Here is a 19,419-nt window from a genome sequence, read left to right as displayed (position 1 = left end):
GAATCAGATGAGTCACTCAGCGCCGGATCAGAGGTCTGGTGAAATTTATAAATAAAGCAGAATGATCACGAGCAAAATAAAAAGGACGATACAAAGGATGGTTTCATAGCCTTCATCGGGTGGCATCATCTATTGTCCCAGCTCCTTCCTGTTGTCAGGCAAGTGAAATTAGTGGTTTATTGAATACCTTATGGAATACTCGTTAAGCAAAACGGTTCCTTACTATATGCATATTCAATACAGCTGCTTGGCGACTGTGCTTGGCGCGGATTTAATGGCCCGATGATTCCTCAAACGAGCAACCATTCATGCCTGAGATACGTGACATAACCATGGACAATTACTTGCGCAAGGTTCATACTGTAGTGTGACCAGTGGTTAAATAAAACGTTCTTCTCTTTCGAAGAACAACAGTCCGGCAGCCGTTCTGCTGAGACCTGACTTACATACAAGCAGAGGAGTTGTCGACACATGAATCAAAAAACGTTGGAAATGTTTCGCACGTTAACGGAATTCCCTTCCGTTTCCGGGTTTGAACGCGAGCTTCGCGGATGGATGAAGGAGCAAATGTCTCCGTACACGGATGAATTTGTCCAGGATCGCCTGGGCAGCCTTTTTGGTGTATTGCGAGGAGAGGCGTCCGGACCCAAAGTTATGGTTGCAGGTCACTTCGACGAAGTTGGCTTCATGACCACAGGCATTACCGAAACAGGCATGATCAAATTCCGCCCACTCGGTGGATGGTGGAGTCAGGCTGTGCTGTCTCAACGTCTGGAGCTCATCACTCCGGATCGCCGGATTCCAGGGGTTGTCGGTTCAACACCTACGCATCTACTTGATGAATCCCAGCGCAATAAACCGGTTGATCTTAATCATATGTACTTGGATATTGGTGCGGATAACCGTGCAGAAGCAGAGTCTTGGGGCATTCACCCCGGCATGCAGATCGTGCCGATCTGTGAATTCACACCGATGGCCAATCCGAAGAAAATTATGGCAAAAGCATGGGATAACCGTTACGGCGTAGGACTTGCACTTGAGCTGGTTGAAGCATTGCATAAGGAAAAATTGCCAAACACCCTCTATTGCGGTGCAACAGTCCAAGAGGAATTGGGACTTCGCGGTGCACGCACGGCTGCTAATCTCATTGAACCGGATATTTTCTTTGCACTGGATTGCAGTGCTGCGAATGATATGACAGGAGACAAACAGTCATTCGGACATATCGGACAAGGCGCTTTGCTGCGAATCTTCGACCCGGGCATGTTCACCCATCGCGGTATTGTGGAATATGTTCAGGACACAGCATCAACAAATCAGATCAAAATGCAATATTTCATCTCTCCTGGCGGTACGGATGCCGGAGCGGTTCATTTGAGCGGTATCGGTGTACCTTCAACGGTAATTGGCATCTGCGCCCGCTACATTCATACTTCTTCTTCCATTATTCATACGGATGACTATGATGCGGCAAAAGAGTTGCTCGTGAAACTGGTGAAGGGTCTGGATCAGACAACACTGAACACGATTATCCAAAACGCGTAACTTCTTCTATAAAGAGATGTCCTGATTTTCAGGGCATCTTTTTTTTGATGTTCAGAACACGGAAATTCCCTTTAAAAATGTAGATGTAGCTAAATGGAGAAATAGAGAGGGATTATAAAATGCCAGCCTCTGCATTAGCAGAAGCTGGCATATTGGGTTTACAGAAATAAAGGAGAGAACGCAATCCAGGCCAAAATAAGAGCCAGCACAATGCACACATTTTCCACGACGGCTCCATGCTTCGTGCCTGTACTCATGAGATTGATCCTTATACGCCACTTGAGTGGCGGCAATGGACGAATGCCGCGATTCGTCAACGAATCTGCCAATAGATGCATGACATAGGCTGTGCCTCCGGCTACCCAGATCTCGGGCCCCTGCAAATGAGTTGTACTGTAGAGCAACCCAGTCCATACGGCGGTTCCGTATAATGTGTGTGTCAATCCCCTGTGGGTTAACGTGGTACACAGCATTAACAGACTGCCAGCAATTAGATTCCATGGTGCGAATGCATGCCCATAGAATACAAGCCCCAATCCGATTGCAAACATCAACACTTTGCGCAGGGACCGAGATGGTAGAAAAGATACCATTGCAATCAGAATGGCGAGCAGCAGATTCCATGGCTTTGCCTGTACATAGAAGTACACAAATACAGCGACAGGCAGCAGGATTGTCTGTAATAGCCGAATGAGGCTGTTCGGCAATGCCTTGGATACCAATAGCGAATTGGGCTCATCAATGTCTGGCAGCAGCGAACCAATCAGAGCCACGGTAACCGCCGGTGCAGTTACAGGCATACCTGCCAATTGCAGAACAGAGAGGGATACAGTGGTCCCGATAATCAGGTGGGATCTTCCCATCATGGTGCAAAAACTTCCTTTCGAAGAAATAGGGAACATAAACCGTCCACTCCAGATTTTACAACGAAAACAATATAAGAACAATAGTTCGCATTTCTTAATTTACTCACTCCACACCATGTAATTACCATCGGATCTATGGGCAGACTAATATGCGAACTGATTTTACCTTAACCTCATACGGCGTTAATCCTGTGTTAACATCACTGGTGTATAGTCGGTTCATACCCAACCAACAAAGGATGATTACTTATATGGGAATTCATACGTACTTTAGATCACTCAACGATCTCGAACGCATTATTCGTACGCCGGGGAAATTCAAGTTTGAGGAGCACAGCGTATCCGCCCACTCCTGGAAAGTCGTGCAATATGCCAAAACACTCGCCGATATTGAGGAACAGCATGGGGTCGCCATCGATTGGAAGAAGCTTTACGAGATCACCAGCAGTCATGATTATGGCGAAATCTTCATCGGTGATATCAAAACGCCGGTTAAACATTATTCACTGGAGCTTCGTTCGATGCTGCAGCAGGTAGAAGAAGGCATGGTTGAGCATTTTATTAACGAAAATATTCCTGAAGAGTTCCAGCCGATTTTCCGCAGACAGCTGCGTGAAGGCAAAGATAACTCTGTCGAAGGACTTATTCTTGAAGTGGCCGACAAAATGGATCAGGTGTACGAAGCGTTTGCTGAACTGCAGCGTGGCAATACAGAAAAGGAATTTATCGTGATGTACCGATATGCCCTGATCAAAATCAAGAATATTGACCTTCACTGTGTACACTATTTCCTCGAACATATTCTCCCCGACATCATTGAGGAAGGTAACCGTTCCCCATTTGATATCCGCCAAATCACGGAAGATGCTTTGTCACAATAATCAGCTCCGGTCATCGTGGTTCTTCAAGAGCCATGGACAGGGCTTTTTTGCATTATTGTAACCTTTGGCGATACTCGCTGGGATACAGTCCTGTCTTGTTTTTGAAAATACGGCTAAAATAATGAGAATCACTATACCCCACCGCTTTACCCACTGTCTTGATATCCATATCTTCAAAGGCCGCGAGCATGCGTTTTGCTTCGTTGATTCGAAGCCCTGTCATGTATTTGAGCGGGGTTTCACCTGTCACCTTTTTGAAACACTTCCCCAGGTAATCCACACTAAAATGCATCTGTCCTGCCATGTCCTGTAACGTAATTTCATGCATATAGTTCTGTTTCAGATACAACTTGACTGCCTCTGCGATATCCTCCGGCTTCACCTGTTCATCCAGCATTGCACTGACATGTACCAGCGAATCCCCTGCCTTGCCAAGTTTTAATTCCATTGCATCCAGCAGCGACCGAAGCTGTTCTTCCGTGAGGGGCTTAAGCAGATAATCCTCCACTTTGTAACTGATTGCCTGACGTGCAAACTCAAACTCATGATGGCCGCTCAGGATCACGATCTTGACATGCGGATAGGCAAAATACAGATGTTTCGCCAGTTCCAGCCCATTCATGACCGGCATCTGAATATCGGTAACGACCAGATCCGGCACCGTATGTTCAATCAGTTCCAATGCTTCCTGCCCATTCCTAGCCTCACCGATAACCTCAAACCGTGTGCCCAACTCACTGAATTTCCGGGATACGTTGCGGCGAATCAACGCCTCATCTTCCACAATAATAGTTCTATATGTCATCACCATGCGTTTTAACTGTGCTCCTTTCGAATGGAACCGCCAATCGTAATGCTGACGCCGCCAGAAGGTTTATTTGAAATATGCATATGTGCCGCGGAACCATACCATAATTGGAGTCTGATCCAGATGTTTTTCAATCCCATCCCGTTGATCTCAAGTTCAGGCATACGCTCCCATTCCTGTGATTGTTGTATGTACTGCTGGATGAGCGTAAGCGCCTCGGGTTCCATGCCAGGTCCGTTATCTTCGACGGTCATTAGCCAGGTTTCCTGCAAGGTGTCCAGCTTTCCAATGATATGCAGCTTCCAGGGTGGCGTATCACGCAGTCCATATTTCATGACATTTTCCAGCAAAGGCTGAATCAGCAGCATAGGCACTTGAAGGTTTTTCATCGAGTCCGGAACATGGAATTCATAAAGCAGATCATCTTCGAACCGAATTTTCATACACTCCAAATATCGCTCACAGTAGTCGATTTCTTTTTCCAATGGAACACCGCTTTTGTTCGGAGCCGAGATGTAACGCAGCATGGATGCGATGTGACCACAGAACGCAACGATCTGTTCATTCATGCCCTCCTCTGCCATGATGCTAATGTTCGTAATGTTGTTATACAGAAAGTGAGGGTTCATCTGGGACTGCAACGCCAGCAGCCTGGCATCCGTTTCCTGAGATTTGATCGCCAGCATGTCCTGAAAAGACTGCACAAGCTGTTGATTCAATTGGATAAACGTATCATTCAACTCATCCATCTCACGGATGGAACCTGGAACTTCCAACTTGAACAACTGACCAGAGTCCTGACCCGTGGTCAGATCGTGGACGCCAGTTTTCTGAATAATGCGCTGCAAACGATGGAGCGGTAAGGTAACACGTTTGGAGATCAGGTATGAGAGGAGCAGAATAAGCATCAAGGTAGCTAAAGTTGCCCCCATGAACAGAAGAGCCATGCGATTCAGATTCGCAAACAGGGATTGTTTGGACTGCATCACAATAACCGTCCATCCGGTCTCCTGCGAGGTCGTGTAGGTCATCATTTGCTTTGAATTTCCATGGGGATCTAACACTTCTTGCATCGTTTCCGGTGGATATTGGTCGTTATGAATCAAGTCAACCACGTCGGAATGGATTGCTGTTAACGGATGTTCATTGGACAACAAAGGATATAAAAGCTCATTACGTTCATTCACTACATAGACGCTCAGATCTTCGTTCCCCGCTTGCACATCGTTCAAATGCTGGAACAGGGTTCCGGCATCCTGCAAAATTTCCACTACTCCTTGCGAGACATAATTTCCATCCTTATACACCCGGGTAAGGGAAAGATATGGTTTGGCAGATTCCCCCTGCCCCGTTGGCATCGGTAAAGCCCCACCATCGAGTAAACTTAGGACACGCCAGCCATTGCGCGCCCACGTTTCCTCATACCACGGTCTTTGGGTTAGATCTACAGATAGCTGTCCATTGAACGCACCAGCACCCAGCATTTTACCGTTCACATCATAGATATTGGCCTGTTTCGCTGTGTTGGAGCTGCTAATGATCGCCAGAATGACATCAATCAGCGTTGTTGTATCCTTGTAAAACGCCGGGTCACTTGTCAGCGTCTGTTCATTGTCCTCCGCTGGAGATAAATAGTGACTGAAGTGCTCCTTGACCAGATTGGAATATACGATGTTCATGGAGAAATTATTCATTTTGACGATTTCCTGATCCAGATTGCCCACCATCGAGTTCCCCAGCTGTTTCTGCTGTTCCGCACTGCGACTACGAATGTCATTGGCAAGAAAAACATACAAGAGGCTGGCTACAAGCAATGAAAATACAATAAAAACCGCAGAGTAGTAGGCAAACAGACTTTGCTGGAGCGTCCTGAATCGGTACTTAACCATCTCACACCTCGTTATCGGATGATGTATTGCAACTTACTCGAAAATGTCCACCCAAGAGAACGCTTTTGTCTATTGAGCACATTCTTTGTTCCGCGTAAAGTTATCCACATAAGAATACGCTTACATGAAGCGTTTCGGCAAGAGCCATTATTCTTTATTCCATGGGAGGTTTATTGATGAGAAAACGATTTCTATTATCCTTCATAGGTACGCTGCTGCTGTCCAGCCTGCTTCTTGCCGGGTGCAACTCCGGTGACAGTTCCGAAGGTTCAGGGAAGGTAACGTTAACGTTCGGAACAAGCCAGAGCGGCATTCCACGTACGGGTATCATGCAAACGATGGCTAAAGAATATGAGCAGGAAACGGGTGTGAAAATTGACTTTCAGGTGGTCCCTGATGCCCAGTGGCGTGACCTGATTAAGGTGAAGCTCGCCTCCGGTGAAGCTCCTGATATTTTTAATGTGGATGTGGACCCGCTGAGCATGCCTGCCAACGTAAGACCTGAGGAAAATGCAATTGATTTGACCAATGAGGAATTTACAGGACGCATGTCTGAAGAGATTTTACCAACGGTTAGCTATAAAGAGAAGGTGTACGGGGTTTCTTTTGCACCATCGAAAATATGGTATGTGTACTATAACAAACGCATCTTTGAAGAGCTCGGCATCCAGCCGCCAACGTCCTACGCCGGGTTCAAGGCGATCAGCCAGAAAATCAAGGACAAGAACATCATTCCGTTCTATCAGGCGCCTGCCAGCGGATGGTATCAGGTGCTGCCTTTATTCGAAACCGGTCCAAACTATGAGAAAGCTGCGCCGGGAACGTACGAGAAGCTGAACAACAATGAGATGAAAGTGGCAGATTTGACGCAGCTCAAGACGGTCATTGAACAATTGAAGGAATTTGCGGATCTGGGTTACTTCGGCAAGGATTTTCTGTCCAATACGGTCGAGGCTGGCATTGAAGCCTTTGGTCAGGAGAAGGCAGCGATGCTGCTCCGAGTTCCGGGCACCGAAAAGGAAGTGTCTGAGGCGTATCCGGACATGAAGGACAATATGGGATTTTTCGTGATGCCATGGGGCGATAATCAGACGATTGGTGTAAATCCGGGCGGTTCGGCTGCGATGTTTGGCAACAAAAACAGCAAGCACCCGGAAGAGGTACTGAAGTTTTTCCGGTGGATTACGGAGCATGATCATCTGCAGCGTGTATTCGATGGGGGTGAAGGCAACCTGACCATCTGCTGGCCGGAAATCGAACCGAAGCTGACACAGGACTATATCGACTACGAGAAAAATCATGAGAAAGGTACGGTCATGCAGGCCGCTGTAAAGTATATTGATCCGCAGTGGATGGATATCGGCAAGGATCTTTCTGGCATGTTCGCTGGAGCGATGACCCCGGATCAAATTCTGCAAAATATTGATAAACGCAGGGCTGAACAAGCCAAAGTGCTGAAAGATGATGCGTGGCAATAACAGCGCATATTCTGGATGAACACATGAGGCATGTGGCTGACCACCATTACATGCAGCGAGGTGAGGCACCATGCACTCATGAATTTTGGCAGGAAGGACAGGTGTAACAGTTTATGAATGTGAACAAGATATATCCTTGGTATTTCTCATCTGGAGCGATTGTGCTGTATCTGCTGTTCATCGTCGCTCCCGCCCTGCTGGGCATCTATTATTCCTTCACCGATTGGAACAGCTACAGTTCGGAGAAAAACTTTATTGGTCTGGAGCATTTCCGAACCATTCTGGCGGGTGATCCAACGTATTTACTTTTTATTAAGAATACAGTCCTTTTCACTCTGATTACTTCGATCGCCAAGACGGTTCTGGGCCTATTCCTAGCTCTATTGCTGGTCAGCGGTGTGAAGGCCGCCAATCTGCACCGGATGATCATATTTTCACCCCAAGTACTTTCGTTCCTGATTGTCGGTCTGGTCTTCAAAAGCCTGCTCGACCCCAACAACGGCTTCGTTAACGTGACGCTGCGTTCGCTGGGGCTGGACGTTCTGGCCCAGAACTGGCTGGGCTCCCTGACCTGGGCGATGCCATCCATTATGGCGGTGGATACGTGGAAAGGCATGGGGTACATTATGGTGCTGTTCATTGCCGGACTGCTCGCCATTCCTCGGGATTATTATGAGGCGGCATCGATTGACGGTGCCGGCTTCTGGCAGAAGCTGTTTCGAATCACGATACCGATGCTGATGCCGACAATTACCATCGCCACAGTACTCAATATTACGTATGGGCTGCGGGTGTTTGATGCGGTATATGTACTGACCAATGGTGGACCAGGCAACGCTACAGATGTGATTAACACAGCGGTGTATTCCTCTTTTGCTAAAGGCTATTGGGGACTTGGCAGTGCATTATCCACGATTCTGTTTATCATTATGGCGATCATCTCCTTCTTTATCATCCGATTGATGAACCGAAAGGTGGAATACTAGATGCGAGTGAAAAAACGGCTGGTTTCCATCGGATTAAATGTACTTGCCTGGCTGCTTAGCCTGGTGGTATTGATTCCTTTTGTCGTCATTGTGCTGAATTCATTCAAGTCCGATGCCGAAGCCAAAGTATTGAAACTAACCCTACCCGAGAAGTTCATCTTTGAAAATTATAAAATCGTCTATGAACAGGGACACTTGGGTGGTTCCTTTCTTAACAGTTTGCTGCATTCAACGGCTTCTTCCCTACTGCTGGTGTTTGTTGTGGCGTTCTCTGCCTTCACGTTATCACGAAATTATTCGAAGTTAAGCAAGTTCCTATATTTCTTTCTTATTCTGGGCATTACGCTGCCATTGAACTACATTCCATTAATGGAGGTCATGAAGTCGCTGGGCATGATTAATTCGCATGTGGGCATGATTCTGCTCTATACCGCGATGGGTATTCCGATCTCGCTATTCATCACATATGCGTTTGTATCCAATATTCCAAAAGAACTGGATGAAGCAGCGATTATGGACGGATGCAATGGGATCAAGCTGTTTCTCCGAATTATTGTGCCTTTGTTAACCTCTGTACTGGTTACGGTATTTGTTCTTAATTTCCTGAGTGTCTGGAATGAGTTTACTGCTCCACTCTATATGCTGAACACGGTAGAGATGTGGCCAATGACGCTTGCTGTGTATAACTTCTTCGGACAATTCAGTGCTCAGTGGAATCTGGTGAGTGCGGATATCGTGCTTACTTCCCTGCCTGTGTTGATCGTGTTCCTGATTGGGCAAAAATATATTGTGGGTGGTCTGACTTCCGGGGCGGTTAAGGGTTGAGATGTATCCGAAATGAGAATTCAATACACCTGGCTACTTCGAAATTTATCATTGACACCGGGTTTATTTGTAACTATTATAGTTACAACGGTGGTGATCATCCATGAAACAAATCAGCAGTCGCTTTTCCATTGCGGTTCATACGCTGTCTCTGATCGCTGTTGTGCCCAATGAGTGCACGGGAGATTTTATTGCCAAAAGCGTGAATACCAATCCCGTCATTATTCGGCGCATTATGTCCAAGCTGAAGCATTCCGGCCTGATTGAGGTCAGACCCGGTGTCGGCGGTGCTTCTTTGTTAAAGGACCCCGCGGACATTACCCTTTTGGATATATATCGTGCCCTTGAGATTGTGGAGGATGGTGAGTTGTTTAACTTCCACAAACATCCAAACCCAAATTGTCCGGTTGGCAGCATGATCGAACAAACCTTGCGCGCCGAACTTATTGAGGCTCAGCTAGCTATGGAACAGCGTTTGAAACGTGTCACGATACAACAGATGATGGATCAGGTTCACGTCTCTGAATAAAAAAAGCTCATTACGAGCTTTTTTTAAACCTTTCGTTGTAATCACACCTGTTATAACACAACCGATTACATCTATTCATGTCGTTGACATTCCACTTTTGTGTCGACACAAAACATACCTTATAGGAGGAAAATACAATGAAAATTTTAGTTACTGGCGCAACAGGTCATTTGGGTTCACTGGTCGTAGAGGCTTTGTTAAAAACGGTATCTGCTGGGGATTTGGCTGTAAGTGTACGCAACCCGGAGAAAGCGGAAGCATTGCGCGCTCAAGGTGTGGACGTTCGTCAAGGTGATTTCGATCAACCAGAAACGCTGGAAAAAGCATTTGCAGGCGTGGATCGGCTGCTGCTGATCTCCACAGACGGTGACAATGAAACACGTATTCGCCAACATCAAGCTGCCGTGCACGCTGCCAAAAAGGCAGGCGTTGGATTCATCGCTTATACCAGCGTTGTGAATGCGGAGAAAAACAGCCTTTCACTGGCTGAAGTACATCGTGCCACAGAACAGGCTATCCGCGAATCCGGCATTCCTTATTCCTTCCTGCGCAACAACTGGTACCTGGAAAATGAAGCAGGCAGCGTTCAAGCAGCTACCCTGGGCGCACCTTGGGTGCATGCAACTAACGTCAGCCAAGTGGGCTGGGCTACTCGCAGTGATTATGCGCATGCTGCTGCTGCAGTACTTACAGGTGAGGGACATGAGCATTCAGTATATGAGTTGTCTGGTAAACTTCGTACTCAAGCTGAGCTTGCAGCCATCGTTGGGGAAGTGCTTGGACAGGACATCAACGTGCAAAACGTAGACGATGCTGCTTACGCTGACATCATGAAAGGTGCAGGATTGCCTGACTTTGTCGTCTCCATGCTCGTTGATATGCAAAGTGCCATCCGTGAAGGCGCACTGGCTGTAGAGAGCGATACACTGGAGACATTGCTTGGCCGTCCGGCTCAACCATTGAGTGAGGGTGTTAAAGCGATTTTGGACAAGTAAGTTTTGAATAAAAGATAATAGAGTGGGAATAACAGAGGGACACACCAACGAATGTTCGATGTGTCCCTTTTGGTGTTATAAAACAATCTTTAAAACGATATAGCAGTTGAACGTACTCTTTATACTAAACTAGTTTAATTGAGACTTAGAGCTCTTTACTTCATTTCATCAGATCCATTGTGCTCTGCTCCTTAGCTTCTCTCCGGTTGTACCGCCGCCAAAATCTCCTGAATGTTGCGACTCAACCCTTCATCGTCTTCCTGGTTAAATTGACGGTGTCCGTCAATGCCACGTTGAATAATCGTGTTCATCACAGGATGCACCTCACGGTCTGAAGCAACCCGGATCAGATCATCGGCAAAATCCACTGCCTGCTGCTCACTATAGTTAAAGGGCTTAATCAGCATACGGATGCTCAATGCATGAGCCTGCGGCTCCGCAAGTTGATCCCGATGGGTTATGCCATATACAGCGCCAAATCCAAAAGCAGCTATCACCTGACGCTCCAGTTCCGTTGTCTGTTCCAAAGGCGTACCGATCAGTTCACATATTTTGCCCACCATCTGCTCCAACTCTGAAGCCGCCGCAGCCAAAATTACGTCATTAATATCGTCAGCGTTGATAAAATCAGTCATATTGTATTTCTCCATTTCTGAGCCATATTGCTCCACTCTCTCAAACTCTATGAGAACATTGTATCGGAGATAGGGTGTTCGTTTCAAATCACCCATATGTCGTCGACACTTCTCATACTCTTCTATTACCCGTATATAAGTAAAGTCGCTTGCGATTTGAAACGATTTTTTGCGAGCCTAAGTGCCTTATCCTGTTCACCATGATTAAAATAGTACTCAAACAATATCTCTTCATAACGTTCGGCGAGATATTGGGAACCAAGTTCACGATAGTAAGGAAGAATCCGCTCTTCTATCATTTCATAATACGCTTGCTCCTGCCCTTGTAAAATGACAGACTGGAGTTCCAATTCCATATAACTTGCGTCTGCAACAAGTTTAGAGTTGTGCAAGGCTTTCAGAGACATATCCAATAGCGTGTCGGCAGGAATCAGCTTACCCAGTCTACACGTTTCTATGTAATTATTGAGCACCATCAGGTATAACGGTTGTTTCTCCGGTACAATATCAAGCGCTTGTTTGTACCAATAGGCAGCATCCTCATATTGATTTCGCCGGTTATATTCATAACCCAGATTGTTCAGCAGCTTGGCCTTTCGGTCGATAAAACCACAATCCTCACAAATCCGAATGAGATTCTCATATCTGCGTTTCGTCTCAGGAAAATCATGGTACTCACGTGAATTGAGCTGAACCAGCATAATGGTTTCGGTATCAATGATCCGCACCATATTAAGAGTTTTTCGAAAATGCTGGATAGCTTTCTCAGCGTAATAGTAAGACGTAATATTCGAATATATCGAGTGATAGGCGAGAGACAAATGATAAAAGTACTCGTGATTCGTATATTTGGATTGATTTATTGAAGTTAGGGTCTGGATTGATTTGGTATAATGGCCGGTAAGAAAATAGTAAATCCCCATCACATGGTGATAAAAATAATGCTCATACGAATGCTCCGATTCATCCGGAATCTCCATCTCGGCGATAAGTCCTTCTGCTTCATCGATATCATTCATAAACAAGTAAAATCGGATCTGCAGCAAGTCATAAGATAAACGCAAGTCAGGTATACCTTTTAACGGTTCTTCTTCCAACTTGTCTTTGAGACGAATAGCTTCAGCTGTTCTCTGCATAATAATGGCCTCTTGCCATGAATCCAGAATATCGTTCATTTGATGATATCTCGTTACTTCCCTTGCCATATCAATGTATAATCGCTCACAGAGCATATCCATAATTTCCTGCGAATACTCTGTCATTCCCCGCTCAATTTTGCTCAGATGTGTGACCGAGCAGATCCCTTTCACCAGTTCTCCTTGAGTTCGTCTATGTTTCTCCCGGTAAAATTTAATAATCTTCCCTTCAATCATCACTACACCTCTTTTAATCCATTATATTATCCCTAATTATAGGGATCGAATGTGGACTCTACCAGCATATATTGGAGACTGGCGTGTTCATGAAGAGAATTTCAGGATAGAAAAACAAGGTACAATGATAACAAAATAAGAGGCTCCCCCAAAGCTGGAGGAACCCCTTATACTCGTATATCTTATTTGAGCAACGACAGTACATTGTGAACCGTTTGGGCTGTTTCAGCACGTGAGGCACTATTTTTCGGTTTAAATGCCCCACCAGTAGAACCTTTCATTAAACCGAGCTCGGAAGCTTTAACGACAGCTTCTTTTGCCCAAGATGCAATGTTTGCTTCATCCGTATAACCGGCTTTAACCGACTGGGTATGGTTTGATTGGGTTTGATATTCGTATGCTCTCATCATGAGCACTGCCATCTCTTCACGTGAAATGGTTTGGGTCGGAGCAAACCTATCATTAGCTATTCCCTGAACCAAACCTGCTTGATATGCTGCAGCCACGCTATCTGCATACCAGGCATCCTTACTCACATCACCAAATGGTGTATCGGTATCTTTCACCTCTAAACCAAGGGTTCTCACGATTAAGGCGGCGAATTCGGCACGAGTCGTTTGACCTTGTGGATCAAACGCAGTCTCTGTTTTACCCGTCAGCACATGTTTCGCCGAAAGAGACTTGATTGCTACACTTGCCCAATGCGTTGAAGCCACGTCTACGAACGATTTATCGTAAACAAATGGTGCAAACGAGCCGAAATGAGACACTTTGGAAGTAACAGTACCCTGCTGTGGATCTACAATTCCACCGGCATAGTCCCAGTTATTATTAGTTGAGTTTTCATTGTACAATCCAATGAGATTACCATTAAGATCCTTATTGTAAAAGAGTGTCAGCGTAATATCTTCCGGGAGTGTGGACAAGGATAACTTCTCACTCGAAACCTGAAGGTACAGTTCGAATTCGTAAGCCGTCCCTGCAAGTGTCCACGTAAGACCTTGTTTCGTTTCTGGTGCTTGTACATCTTGTTTCTTCACATCCAAAATGATCTTGCCACCAGCAGCACCAGGACCTCCTTTTGTTTGCAGTTCTTTTAATACGCTAGATGGAATGGTGAGTGATAGCACACCTTGCTGAGATAATGTGAGTGTATTCGTACCCAACAAATCCCCCGTATTGACAGGCAGCTCAATCTTCTTACCGACGGTAATATCCACGTTTGCGGTACCATTTGTCGCAGCTTTCAACTCTTTTTCCGTTATGACCTGATTTTGGCTTGGATCTGGTTCTGTGGTTGTTGCAGGTGTTGGGACAGGTGCAGGGGTCGCAGAAGATCCGCCGCCACCGCTATTTCCCGAACCGCCACCATTATTACCAGAACCACCACTATTCATTTCCTGAATTTTATTGAGGAAGTAACCCAGGTCTTTGTCATCAATTTGCAAGACAGGCTCCTTGCTAGAATAGTTAGCGGTCATTCCAAAGTTATTTGTAATAAAATTCACTTCCGCGTCTCCTACATAACCATCCTGGTCGATATCAGCGATCTCATCTGAAGTATGATAATGTTTCGTTACAAGCTCCATGTCATAGATATCGATGACTCCATCCCCATTAATATCTCCCGCATACGTGAAGTCAGAAGAATTCAGTTGATTGATGCCATAATATTCGCCATTAATCGTCTTGCTCAGAACAACTGCCAGTCTGGAAGGTAAATGGCCTGGTACTCGTGAGTAGATGGTCGTCGTTTCTCCTGTTGCCGGAATCCCATCAATCAGGAACTCACCGTATTTTTGCATGGTGCCTTCATATTTTTCTCCGGAAGCCGTCTCCGCATAAATCTCAATACCCATTGCCGAATAGTCATTTGCAAAATCCAGATACTCTCCATTGACCATAAAAGCTTCGGGACGTACGAAACCATATGTTCTTGAAGATTTGGAGATTACATCATAGCTGTCTGTGTTAAACGCGACTAAAGCCAATTTCTCTTCGTTCTCTTTCATGCCAACCGTCGTGTATTTCGCTTCAAGAAATGGTACGTCGCTCTTCTTAAAATAGAATTCATCCTTGGGTACATCAAAGACAACACGGAACAAATCAAGATCCCCTGTGATTCCTTCAAAGGACCCACCTGAGATGGATGCCTCAAAGCTGAGTTCTCTTTGGTCCACTACAGGATCACTGAATTTCACCTCAGCACCTGTCTCATCCAGTAATGCCTGCAGCTCAGGCGTTGGCTCAATCCGGTTAAATTGTTTATAGTCATACATCGATTCCAGGGTAAACGAAATACCGTTTAACTTCTCCACATTGTTCAATTGAATAGTCTGGGTAATCGTATCTCCTTTACGGACTTGGTCTTTGTCATATTTGCTGGTCACATAAGGTTTTCCTTCGGAAATAAACCCATAACGATGGTCCTTGACGGCATTTGCCGCTGTACCCACATCCATTCCAAAGAGTCGAAGTTCGTAACCATTATCATATTCTTCTTTGGTAATACCAAATGATATGTTTCCTTCTTTGGAAACAGGCAAATCACCGGAATAGAAGGGACTGCCATTCTCGTAGAAGATGACACGATTGGACGATTGATCATAAGCCGTAATTCCATTATCAACAAAGGTTTGGATGGTTGAATCGATAGCTGTGCCATCATACCAGACGCCCTGTCCACCTTCCCTTTCCGTCAGCATACTATCATTGATTTCGTATACGCCAGGCTCTATATCCAAATCAATCTCTGGGGCTGTATTGTCCACAACTACCAATCTTTCGTATGAATACTGGTTGGAGTCCGAATCGGTCCCGATGAATTCAAGTGTGTAGCTGCCCTCAGGGACAAATCGTGCAACGTTGGAGATCTCCCCGTTTTCAATTGGAAATGCATAACCTCTAAACACATTCAGGATCAGATATTCCACTCCCGGTAGAAGGGACTGCGAATTCAAGGTACCTACAAACCCGATTTCCTCGCCGGTTTCGCGATCCTTCAGCAATACATCTACAGAATCAATGGGACTGCCCAAAAGAATGGCACTCAGTGTCATCCGGTTCAGGAACTGATGGAATGGGGTATCGTTTGTAACGGATGGCGGAATCATCTCCACCGAAGTAATGCCCTTTTCGCTAATACGGACGGAGAATGGGATCTGAATATGATCCGCCGCATTTTCCGTATCCAGATATACATATCCTTCATAACGACCGCTTGGCGTGTCCTGTGGTATATCCACTGAAACAGTCATCTCTTCCGTACTTCCGCCACTTACAGTAATCGATTCTGGAAGATCTACATTTAAATTCATATCGTTTAACAGCTTGATGGAAGTGTTATACGTTTTGGCAAGGTCCCCTTTATTCTCTATTTTAACGACTCGGCTGTCAGATAAGATCTCCTGGCCGTTTTCTTCCAGGTATGCACTGTCTAATACGATTGAACCTGTAATTTCATCAATCAGAATGGATTCATCATTCGAGAAGTGAATGGTTTTATCCTGTACTTTGGCAAATACGGATGTGTGGACTGCTCGATAAGGGTCTACACGACCTGCACCTACTTCATATACGGAATAATCACCATTCAGATCGACAGCTGTATTCATAAGAGCTGTCTTCACATCAAAAGGCGAATAGTCTCCATGTGCCTGCAGCATAAGTGCGGCAATACCCGCCATATGCGGTGTTGCCATGGAAGTACCCGAAATTCTGGCATAGGCAATATCATCATTCGCACCTGTGTGATCGTTCACAAATACTGGGTAAGTCGAAAATACAGCTACGCCGGGGGCTACGATATCTGGTTTAATATCATCATTGACGGCAGCCGGACCTCGGGAACTGAAATCAGCCAGTTTGTTTCCTTCCGTAGTGGTTTCGCCGGTTATGCCAAACGTAATTTCCACGCCGTTCGTACCCTTAAGTTTTTCTCCAAGCTCTTTCATCATTTGGAATGTAGGAATATATCCATTCATATCACCCAAATAATTGGGGATTGTTCCTTCAACATTATTATAAATAATTGCGGCTGCTGCCCCTGCTTTTCTTGCATTGACAATTTTGGAATCGAGTGCAATTTCCCCCCGAGCGATAAGGACCACTTTGCCTTGCACATCAATACCTTCAAAATCAGAAACATCACCAAGACCTGCATAAACAAGTTCGTAGGTTTTGCCTTCAAGGGTGGTCAGATCATCAGTAAAGTCTTTACCAAACAGAGGTAACTCCTCCGTATAAGTTTCAGAAGGTGTTTCTTCTTCTCCTGCTGCCGTTGGCACTTCTGCTGCGGGAGTTTCTTCTTCTACTGCAGGTGTATCTTCTGCTGATGGTGCTTCTTCATCTGTTGCTGGTATCTCTTCTGCTGTTGGTGGAGCTTCTTCATCCACTACAGGAGTTTCTTCTTCCTCTGCGGATGCCTCTTCTTCTAATACAGGTGTTTCTTCTTGCTCCTCTACAGATGTTTCCTCACCCTCAGAAGATGCTTCTTCTTCCATTACAGGTGTTTCCTCTGTCTCTCCCGCACCTGGATTGCTATACACATCCAAAGTCACAGTAGCCGTAGGAATAGTTAACGGAACATCGGAAGCACCAATCGTAATGGCCAAAGCGCTGGCTCCCGGTGAACCTAATGTACCTTCATTGGGCCCATCGTTACCTGCAGCAACCATACTCACAACACCTTGCAGCATCGCATTGTTCAGTGCAATTGAAGAAGGATCTAGCGGATCATTCGTAGCAGCCCCTAAAGATAGATTGATAACATCAATTCCATCTTTAATCGCTTTTTCAATCCCAGCAATAATGCCACTCATCTCACCACTACCCCCAGGACCCAGTACACGGTATACATACAAATCTGCGTCTGGAGCAACCCCTTTTACAGCATACCCTACGTCATTTTTGGCCTGTCCAGCTATTGTTCCCGATACATGTGTGCCGTGGGAAGTATAATATTCTGCTGCTGATACCCCTTGTTCTTTATAGCCTGAATTTTCCCAATCTTCATAAGTCGTCTCCATCGGGTCAGCATCATTATCGATAAAGTCCCAACCTTTAACGGTAGCCGGATCCACTTGTTTTGGATCCTCACCCGCATGGGCACGATACCCTTTATACGCACCTGTTAAATCCGGATGATTATAATCAATTCCCGTATCCAGTACACCTACCTGGATTCCCTTCCCTGTAATGCCCTCTTCATGAAGTTTGTCGATGCCAAGATAAGGTACACTATCAGCCATTCGAGGTTGCATTCCGGATGTAGATGCAAATTCATTTGATGTTTCTGTCTCTGGCAGATCAAGAGCCACTTCCTGGTCAACCCACACTTTTTTCACTACCCCGGATTTCATCAAATCTTCTACGGCTACGCCGGGAATGGTTAGAGCAACACCATTTAGTGCGGTTTCATACTCTTGAGTGATTTGGATCGAGGCAGCATCATAAGATAGCCCTCTCTTCTGCTGCAAAGATTTAATATGCTGTTTAAACTGCTGGTGATTTTGTTTCACTCTGCTTGTAGCTGTAAGCTCGGACATCTTCTCATTGTTCAAAGCAGCCCGTTTCAAGGCGACCGCAGCGGGTTCACTTTTGAATTGGACAATCACTTTTACCAAATCTGAACTTTTAGTATTCACCTTGGCGTCAATAACTTCTCCATCCATCACTTGAAGCTGGTTTAGAGCTTGTCTTTCTTCCTTCGTTAGAGATTGCAGAATGGACTTAGCGCTTTCACTCTGCTGGAGAGCACCATAGGCAGGCGCTGCATAAACAGGCATGGAAAACATAGAAGATAACAAGACTCCTGCTGCTATAATACCGGATAACCATCGGGCTGATTTTCGTCTCATTTCATACCTCCTGCGGTTTGGATTAGATTAGAATTATCGTATTCCGCGATGTATGGAATGTAAATTGGGGTAATTGAGTATGTTAATAGATTGAAATGTTCTGATAATCTTCGAAAAAATTTACATATAAATAGACCGAATTATCTGATTTACATACTTTATTTTACAAATCCAGGATTCCGCTCTTTTATTTAAAGACAACTTTGCGAAACAAGTATCTTTAGACCTAAAACCACTTTCGAAAATGAAGAGTTTTTTCAAAAGAAAATTACTTTTTATGTTATTTTTTCAATAGGTTCAATACATGATATCTAAATAAAAATGTAAAAAAGCTCACATCATTATCCAATAGATATGATCCATGTGAGCTTTTTTAACTTTTTTTGGTTATATATTGATTATAATATCTTGTGCGAACCACAGTCCGGACGAATCTGGCTGGAGGCTGGGTAAAAAAGAAACGTTATTGGAACGAGAAACCAAGTACTAATATCTATGCAGGACAAAAAAAGACCCACAGCAGACCAAGGGATATTCATCGCAGTGTTGATGAGAGTTATCACCTGCAATGACCGTATTGTAAAAACAGATGCACAAAGAGAGTTATTCAACTCACAGAAATTGGGGCTGTCTCAAAAGGAATTCTGGCTCGCTCCAAGCGCTAGCTATGATGAACGTAACCGCAAAAAAATAGCCCTCCATATTGCTGCACATCGTAGGTTAAAATGGACAGTAAGAAGACCACCATTTC

The 19,419-nt window shown here is 45.1% G+C and carries 13 protein-coding genes; 7 read left to right on the top strand and 6 right to left on the bottom strand.

Features of this window, described 5'->3' with window-relative positions:
- Positions 1-471: 471 nt before the first annotated feature.
- A complete protein-coding gene (locus BMW94_RS10310) occupies positions 472-1,545 on the top strand; it encodes a M42 family metallopeptidase (protein WP_090997975.1) in 1,074 nt (357 codons plus the stop codon).
- 158 nt (positions 1,546-1,703) lie between these two features.
- Here the strand turns inward: BMW94_RS10310 and BMW94_RS10305 are convergent, their stop codons facing one another.
- A complete protein-coding gene (locus BMW94_RS10305; protein WP_090997972.1) occupies positions 1,704-2,411 on the bottom strand; it encodes a metal-dependent hydrolase in 708 nt (235 codons plus the stop codon).
- A gap of 251 nt (positions 2,412-2,662) precedes the next feature.
- Between BMW94_RS10305 and BMW94_RS10300 the strand changes: the two genes are divergently transcribed.
- Entirely contained in the window at positions 2,663-3,292 is a 630-nt protein-coding gene (locus BMW94_RS10300; protein WP_064636321.1) for a YfbR-like 5'-deoxynucleotidase, read from the top strand.
- Between the two features lie 52 nt (positions 3,293-3,344).
- Here the strand turns inward: BMW94_RS10300 and BMW94_RS10295 are convergent, their stop codons facing one another.
- Positions 3,345-4,103 (bottom strand): response regulator transcription factor, encoded by a 759-nt coding sequence (locus BMW94_RS10295; RefSeq protein ID WP_090997969.1) that lies wholly within the window; start codon positions 4,101-4,103, stop codon positions 3,345-3,347.
- Between the two features lie 5 nt (positions 4,104-4,108).
- On the bottom strand, positions 4,109-5,989 hold the full coding sequence (locus BMW94_RS10290) for a cache domain-containing sensor histidine kinase (RefSeq protein ID WP_090997966.1): 1,881 nt from the start codon (positions 5,987-5,989) through the stop codon (positions 4,109-4,111).
- Positions 5,990-6,165: 176 nt separating this feature from the next.
- Here BMW94_RS10290 and BMW94_RS10285 point away from each other — a divergent pair, with 176 nt between their 5' ends.
- The 5 genes from BMW94_RS10285 (at position 6,166) to BMW94_RS10265 (ending at position 10,802) form a co-directional block, all read left to right on the top strand.
- Positions 6,166-7,467, top strand: coding sequence for an ABC transporter substrate-binding protein (locus tag BMW94_RS10285; protein ID WP_090997963.1), 1,302 nt, complete (start codon positions 6,166-6,168; stop codon positions 7,465-7,467).
- 113 nt (positions 7,468-7,580) lie between these two features.
- On the top strand, positions 7,581-8,453 hold the full coding sequence (locus BMW94_RS10280; RefSeq protein ID WP_090997959.1) for a carbohydrate ABC transporter permease: 873 nt from the start codon (positions 7,581-7,583) through the stop codon (positions 8,451-8,453).
- Positions 8,454-9,278 carry a carbohydrate ABC transporter permease gene (locus BMW94_RS10275; protein WP_090997956.1) on the top strand — a complete coding sequence of 275 codons (825 nt, stop codon included), beginning with the start codon at positions 8,454-8,456 and terminating at the stop codon, positions 9,276-9,278.
- Positions 9,279-9,381: 103 nt separating this feature from the next.
- Entirely contained in the window at positions 9,382-9,807 is a 426-nt protein-coding gene (locus BMW94_RS10270; RefSeq protein ID WP_090997953.1) for an Rrf2 family transcriptional regulator, read from the top strand.
- A 137-nt stretch (positions 9,808-9,944) separates the two neighbouring features.
- A complete protein-coding gene (locus BMW94_RS10265) occupies positions 9,945-10,802 on the top strand; it encodes an SDR family oxidoreductase (RefSeq protein WP_090997950.1) in 858 nt (285 codons plus the stop codon).
- 191 nt (positions 10,803-10,993) lie between these two features.
- Here BMW94_RS10265 and imm48 read toward each other — a convergent pair whose 3' ends face one another.
- The 3 genes from imm48 to BMW94_RS10250 all read right to left on the bottom strand — a co-directional run bounded on the left by imm48 (position 10,994) and on the right by BMW94_RS10250 (position 18,668).
- On the bottom strand, positions 10,994-11,437 hold the full coding sequence (imm48, locus tag BMW94_RS10260) for an Imm48 family immunity protein (RefSeq protein ID WP_090997947.1): 444 nt from the start codon (positions 11,435-11,437) through the stop codon (positions 10,994-10,996).
- 125 nt (positions 11,438-11,562) lie between these two features.
- Positions 11,563-12,810, bottom strand: coding sequence for a hypothetical protein (locus BMW94_RS10255; RefSeq protein ID WP_090997943.1), 1,248 nt, complete (start codon positions 12,808-12,810; stop codon positions 11,563-11,565).
- A gap of 182 nt (positions 12,811-12,992) precedes the next feature.
- Entirely contained in the window at positions 12,993-18,668 is a 5,676-nt protein-coding gene (locus BMW94_RS10250; protein ID WP_090997940.1) for a S8 family serine peptidase, read from the bottom strand.
- Between the last annotated feature and the right edge of the window lie 751 nt (positions 18,669-19,419).

It is taken from the genome of Paenibacillus sp. OK003 (assembly GCF_900109515.1).
GTDB classification, from domain to species: Bacteria; Bacillota; Bacilli; order Paenibacillales; family Paenibacillaceae; genus Paenibacillus; species Paenibacillus marchantiae.
The sequence above is the reverse complement of the archived record's forward strand: the minus strand, read 5'-3'. Positions and strand labels throughout refer to the sequence as shown.

Excerpts from the sequence above, each read along its gene's own strand:
- BMW94_RS10295 (WP_090997969.1), bottom strand. The coding sequence starts at position 4,103 with ATGGTGATGACATATAGAACTATTATTGTGGAAGATGAGGCGTTGATT.
- BMW94_RS10265 (WP_090997950.1), top strand. The coding sequence starts at position 9,945 with ATGAAAATTTTAGTTACTGGCGCAACAGGTCATTTGGGTTCACTGGTC.
- imm48 (WP_090997947.1), bottom strand. The coding sequence starts at position 11,437 with ATGACTGATTTTATCAACGCTGACGATATTAATGACGTAATTTTGGCT.
- BMW94_RS10285 (WP_090997963.1), top strand. The coding sequence starts at position 6,166 with ATGAGAAAACGATTTCTATTATCCTTCATAGGTACGCTGCTGCTGTCC.
- BMW94_RS10255 (WP_090997943.1), bottom strand. The coding sequence starts at position 12,810 with ATGATTGAAGGGAAGATTATTAAATTTTACCGGGAGAAACATAGACGA.
- BMW94_RS10275 (WP_090997956.1), top strand. The coding sequence starts at position 8,454 with ATGCGAGTGAAAAAACGGCTGGTTTCCATCGGATTAAATGTACTTGCC.
- BMW94_RS10300 (WP_064636321.1), top strand. The coding sequence starts at position 2,663 with ATGGGAATTCATACGTACTTTAGATCACTCAACGATCTCGAACGCATT.
- BMW94_RS10270 (WP_090997953.1), top strand. The coding sequence starts at position 9,382 with ATGAAACAAATCAGCAGTCGCTTTTCCATTGCGGTTCATACGCTGTCT.
- BMW94_RS10290 (WP_090997966.1), bottom strand. The coding sequence starts at position 5,989 with ATGGTTAAGTACCGATTCAGGACGCTCCAGCAAAGTCTGTTTGCCTAC.
- BMW94_RS10280 (WP_090997959.1), top strand. The coding sequence starts at position 7,581 with ATGAATGTGAACAAGATATATCCTTGGTATTTCTCATCTGGAGCGATT.
- BMW94_RS10310 (WP_090997975.1), top strand. The coding sequence starts at position 472 with ATGAATCAAAAAACGTTGGAAATGTTTCGCACGTTAACGGAATTCCCT.
- BMW94_RS10250 (WP_090997940.1), bottom strand. The coding sequence starts at position 18,668 with ATGAGACGAAAATCAGCCCGATGGTTATCCGGTATTATAGCAGCAGGA.
- BMW94_RS10305 (WP_090997972.1), bottom strand. The coding sequence starts at position 2,411 with ATGATGGGAAGATCCCACCTGATTATCGGGACCACTGTATCCCTCTCT.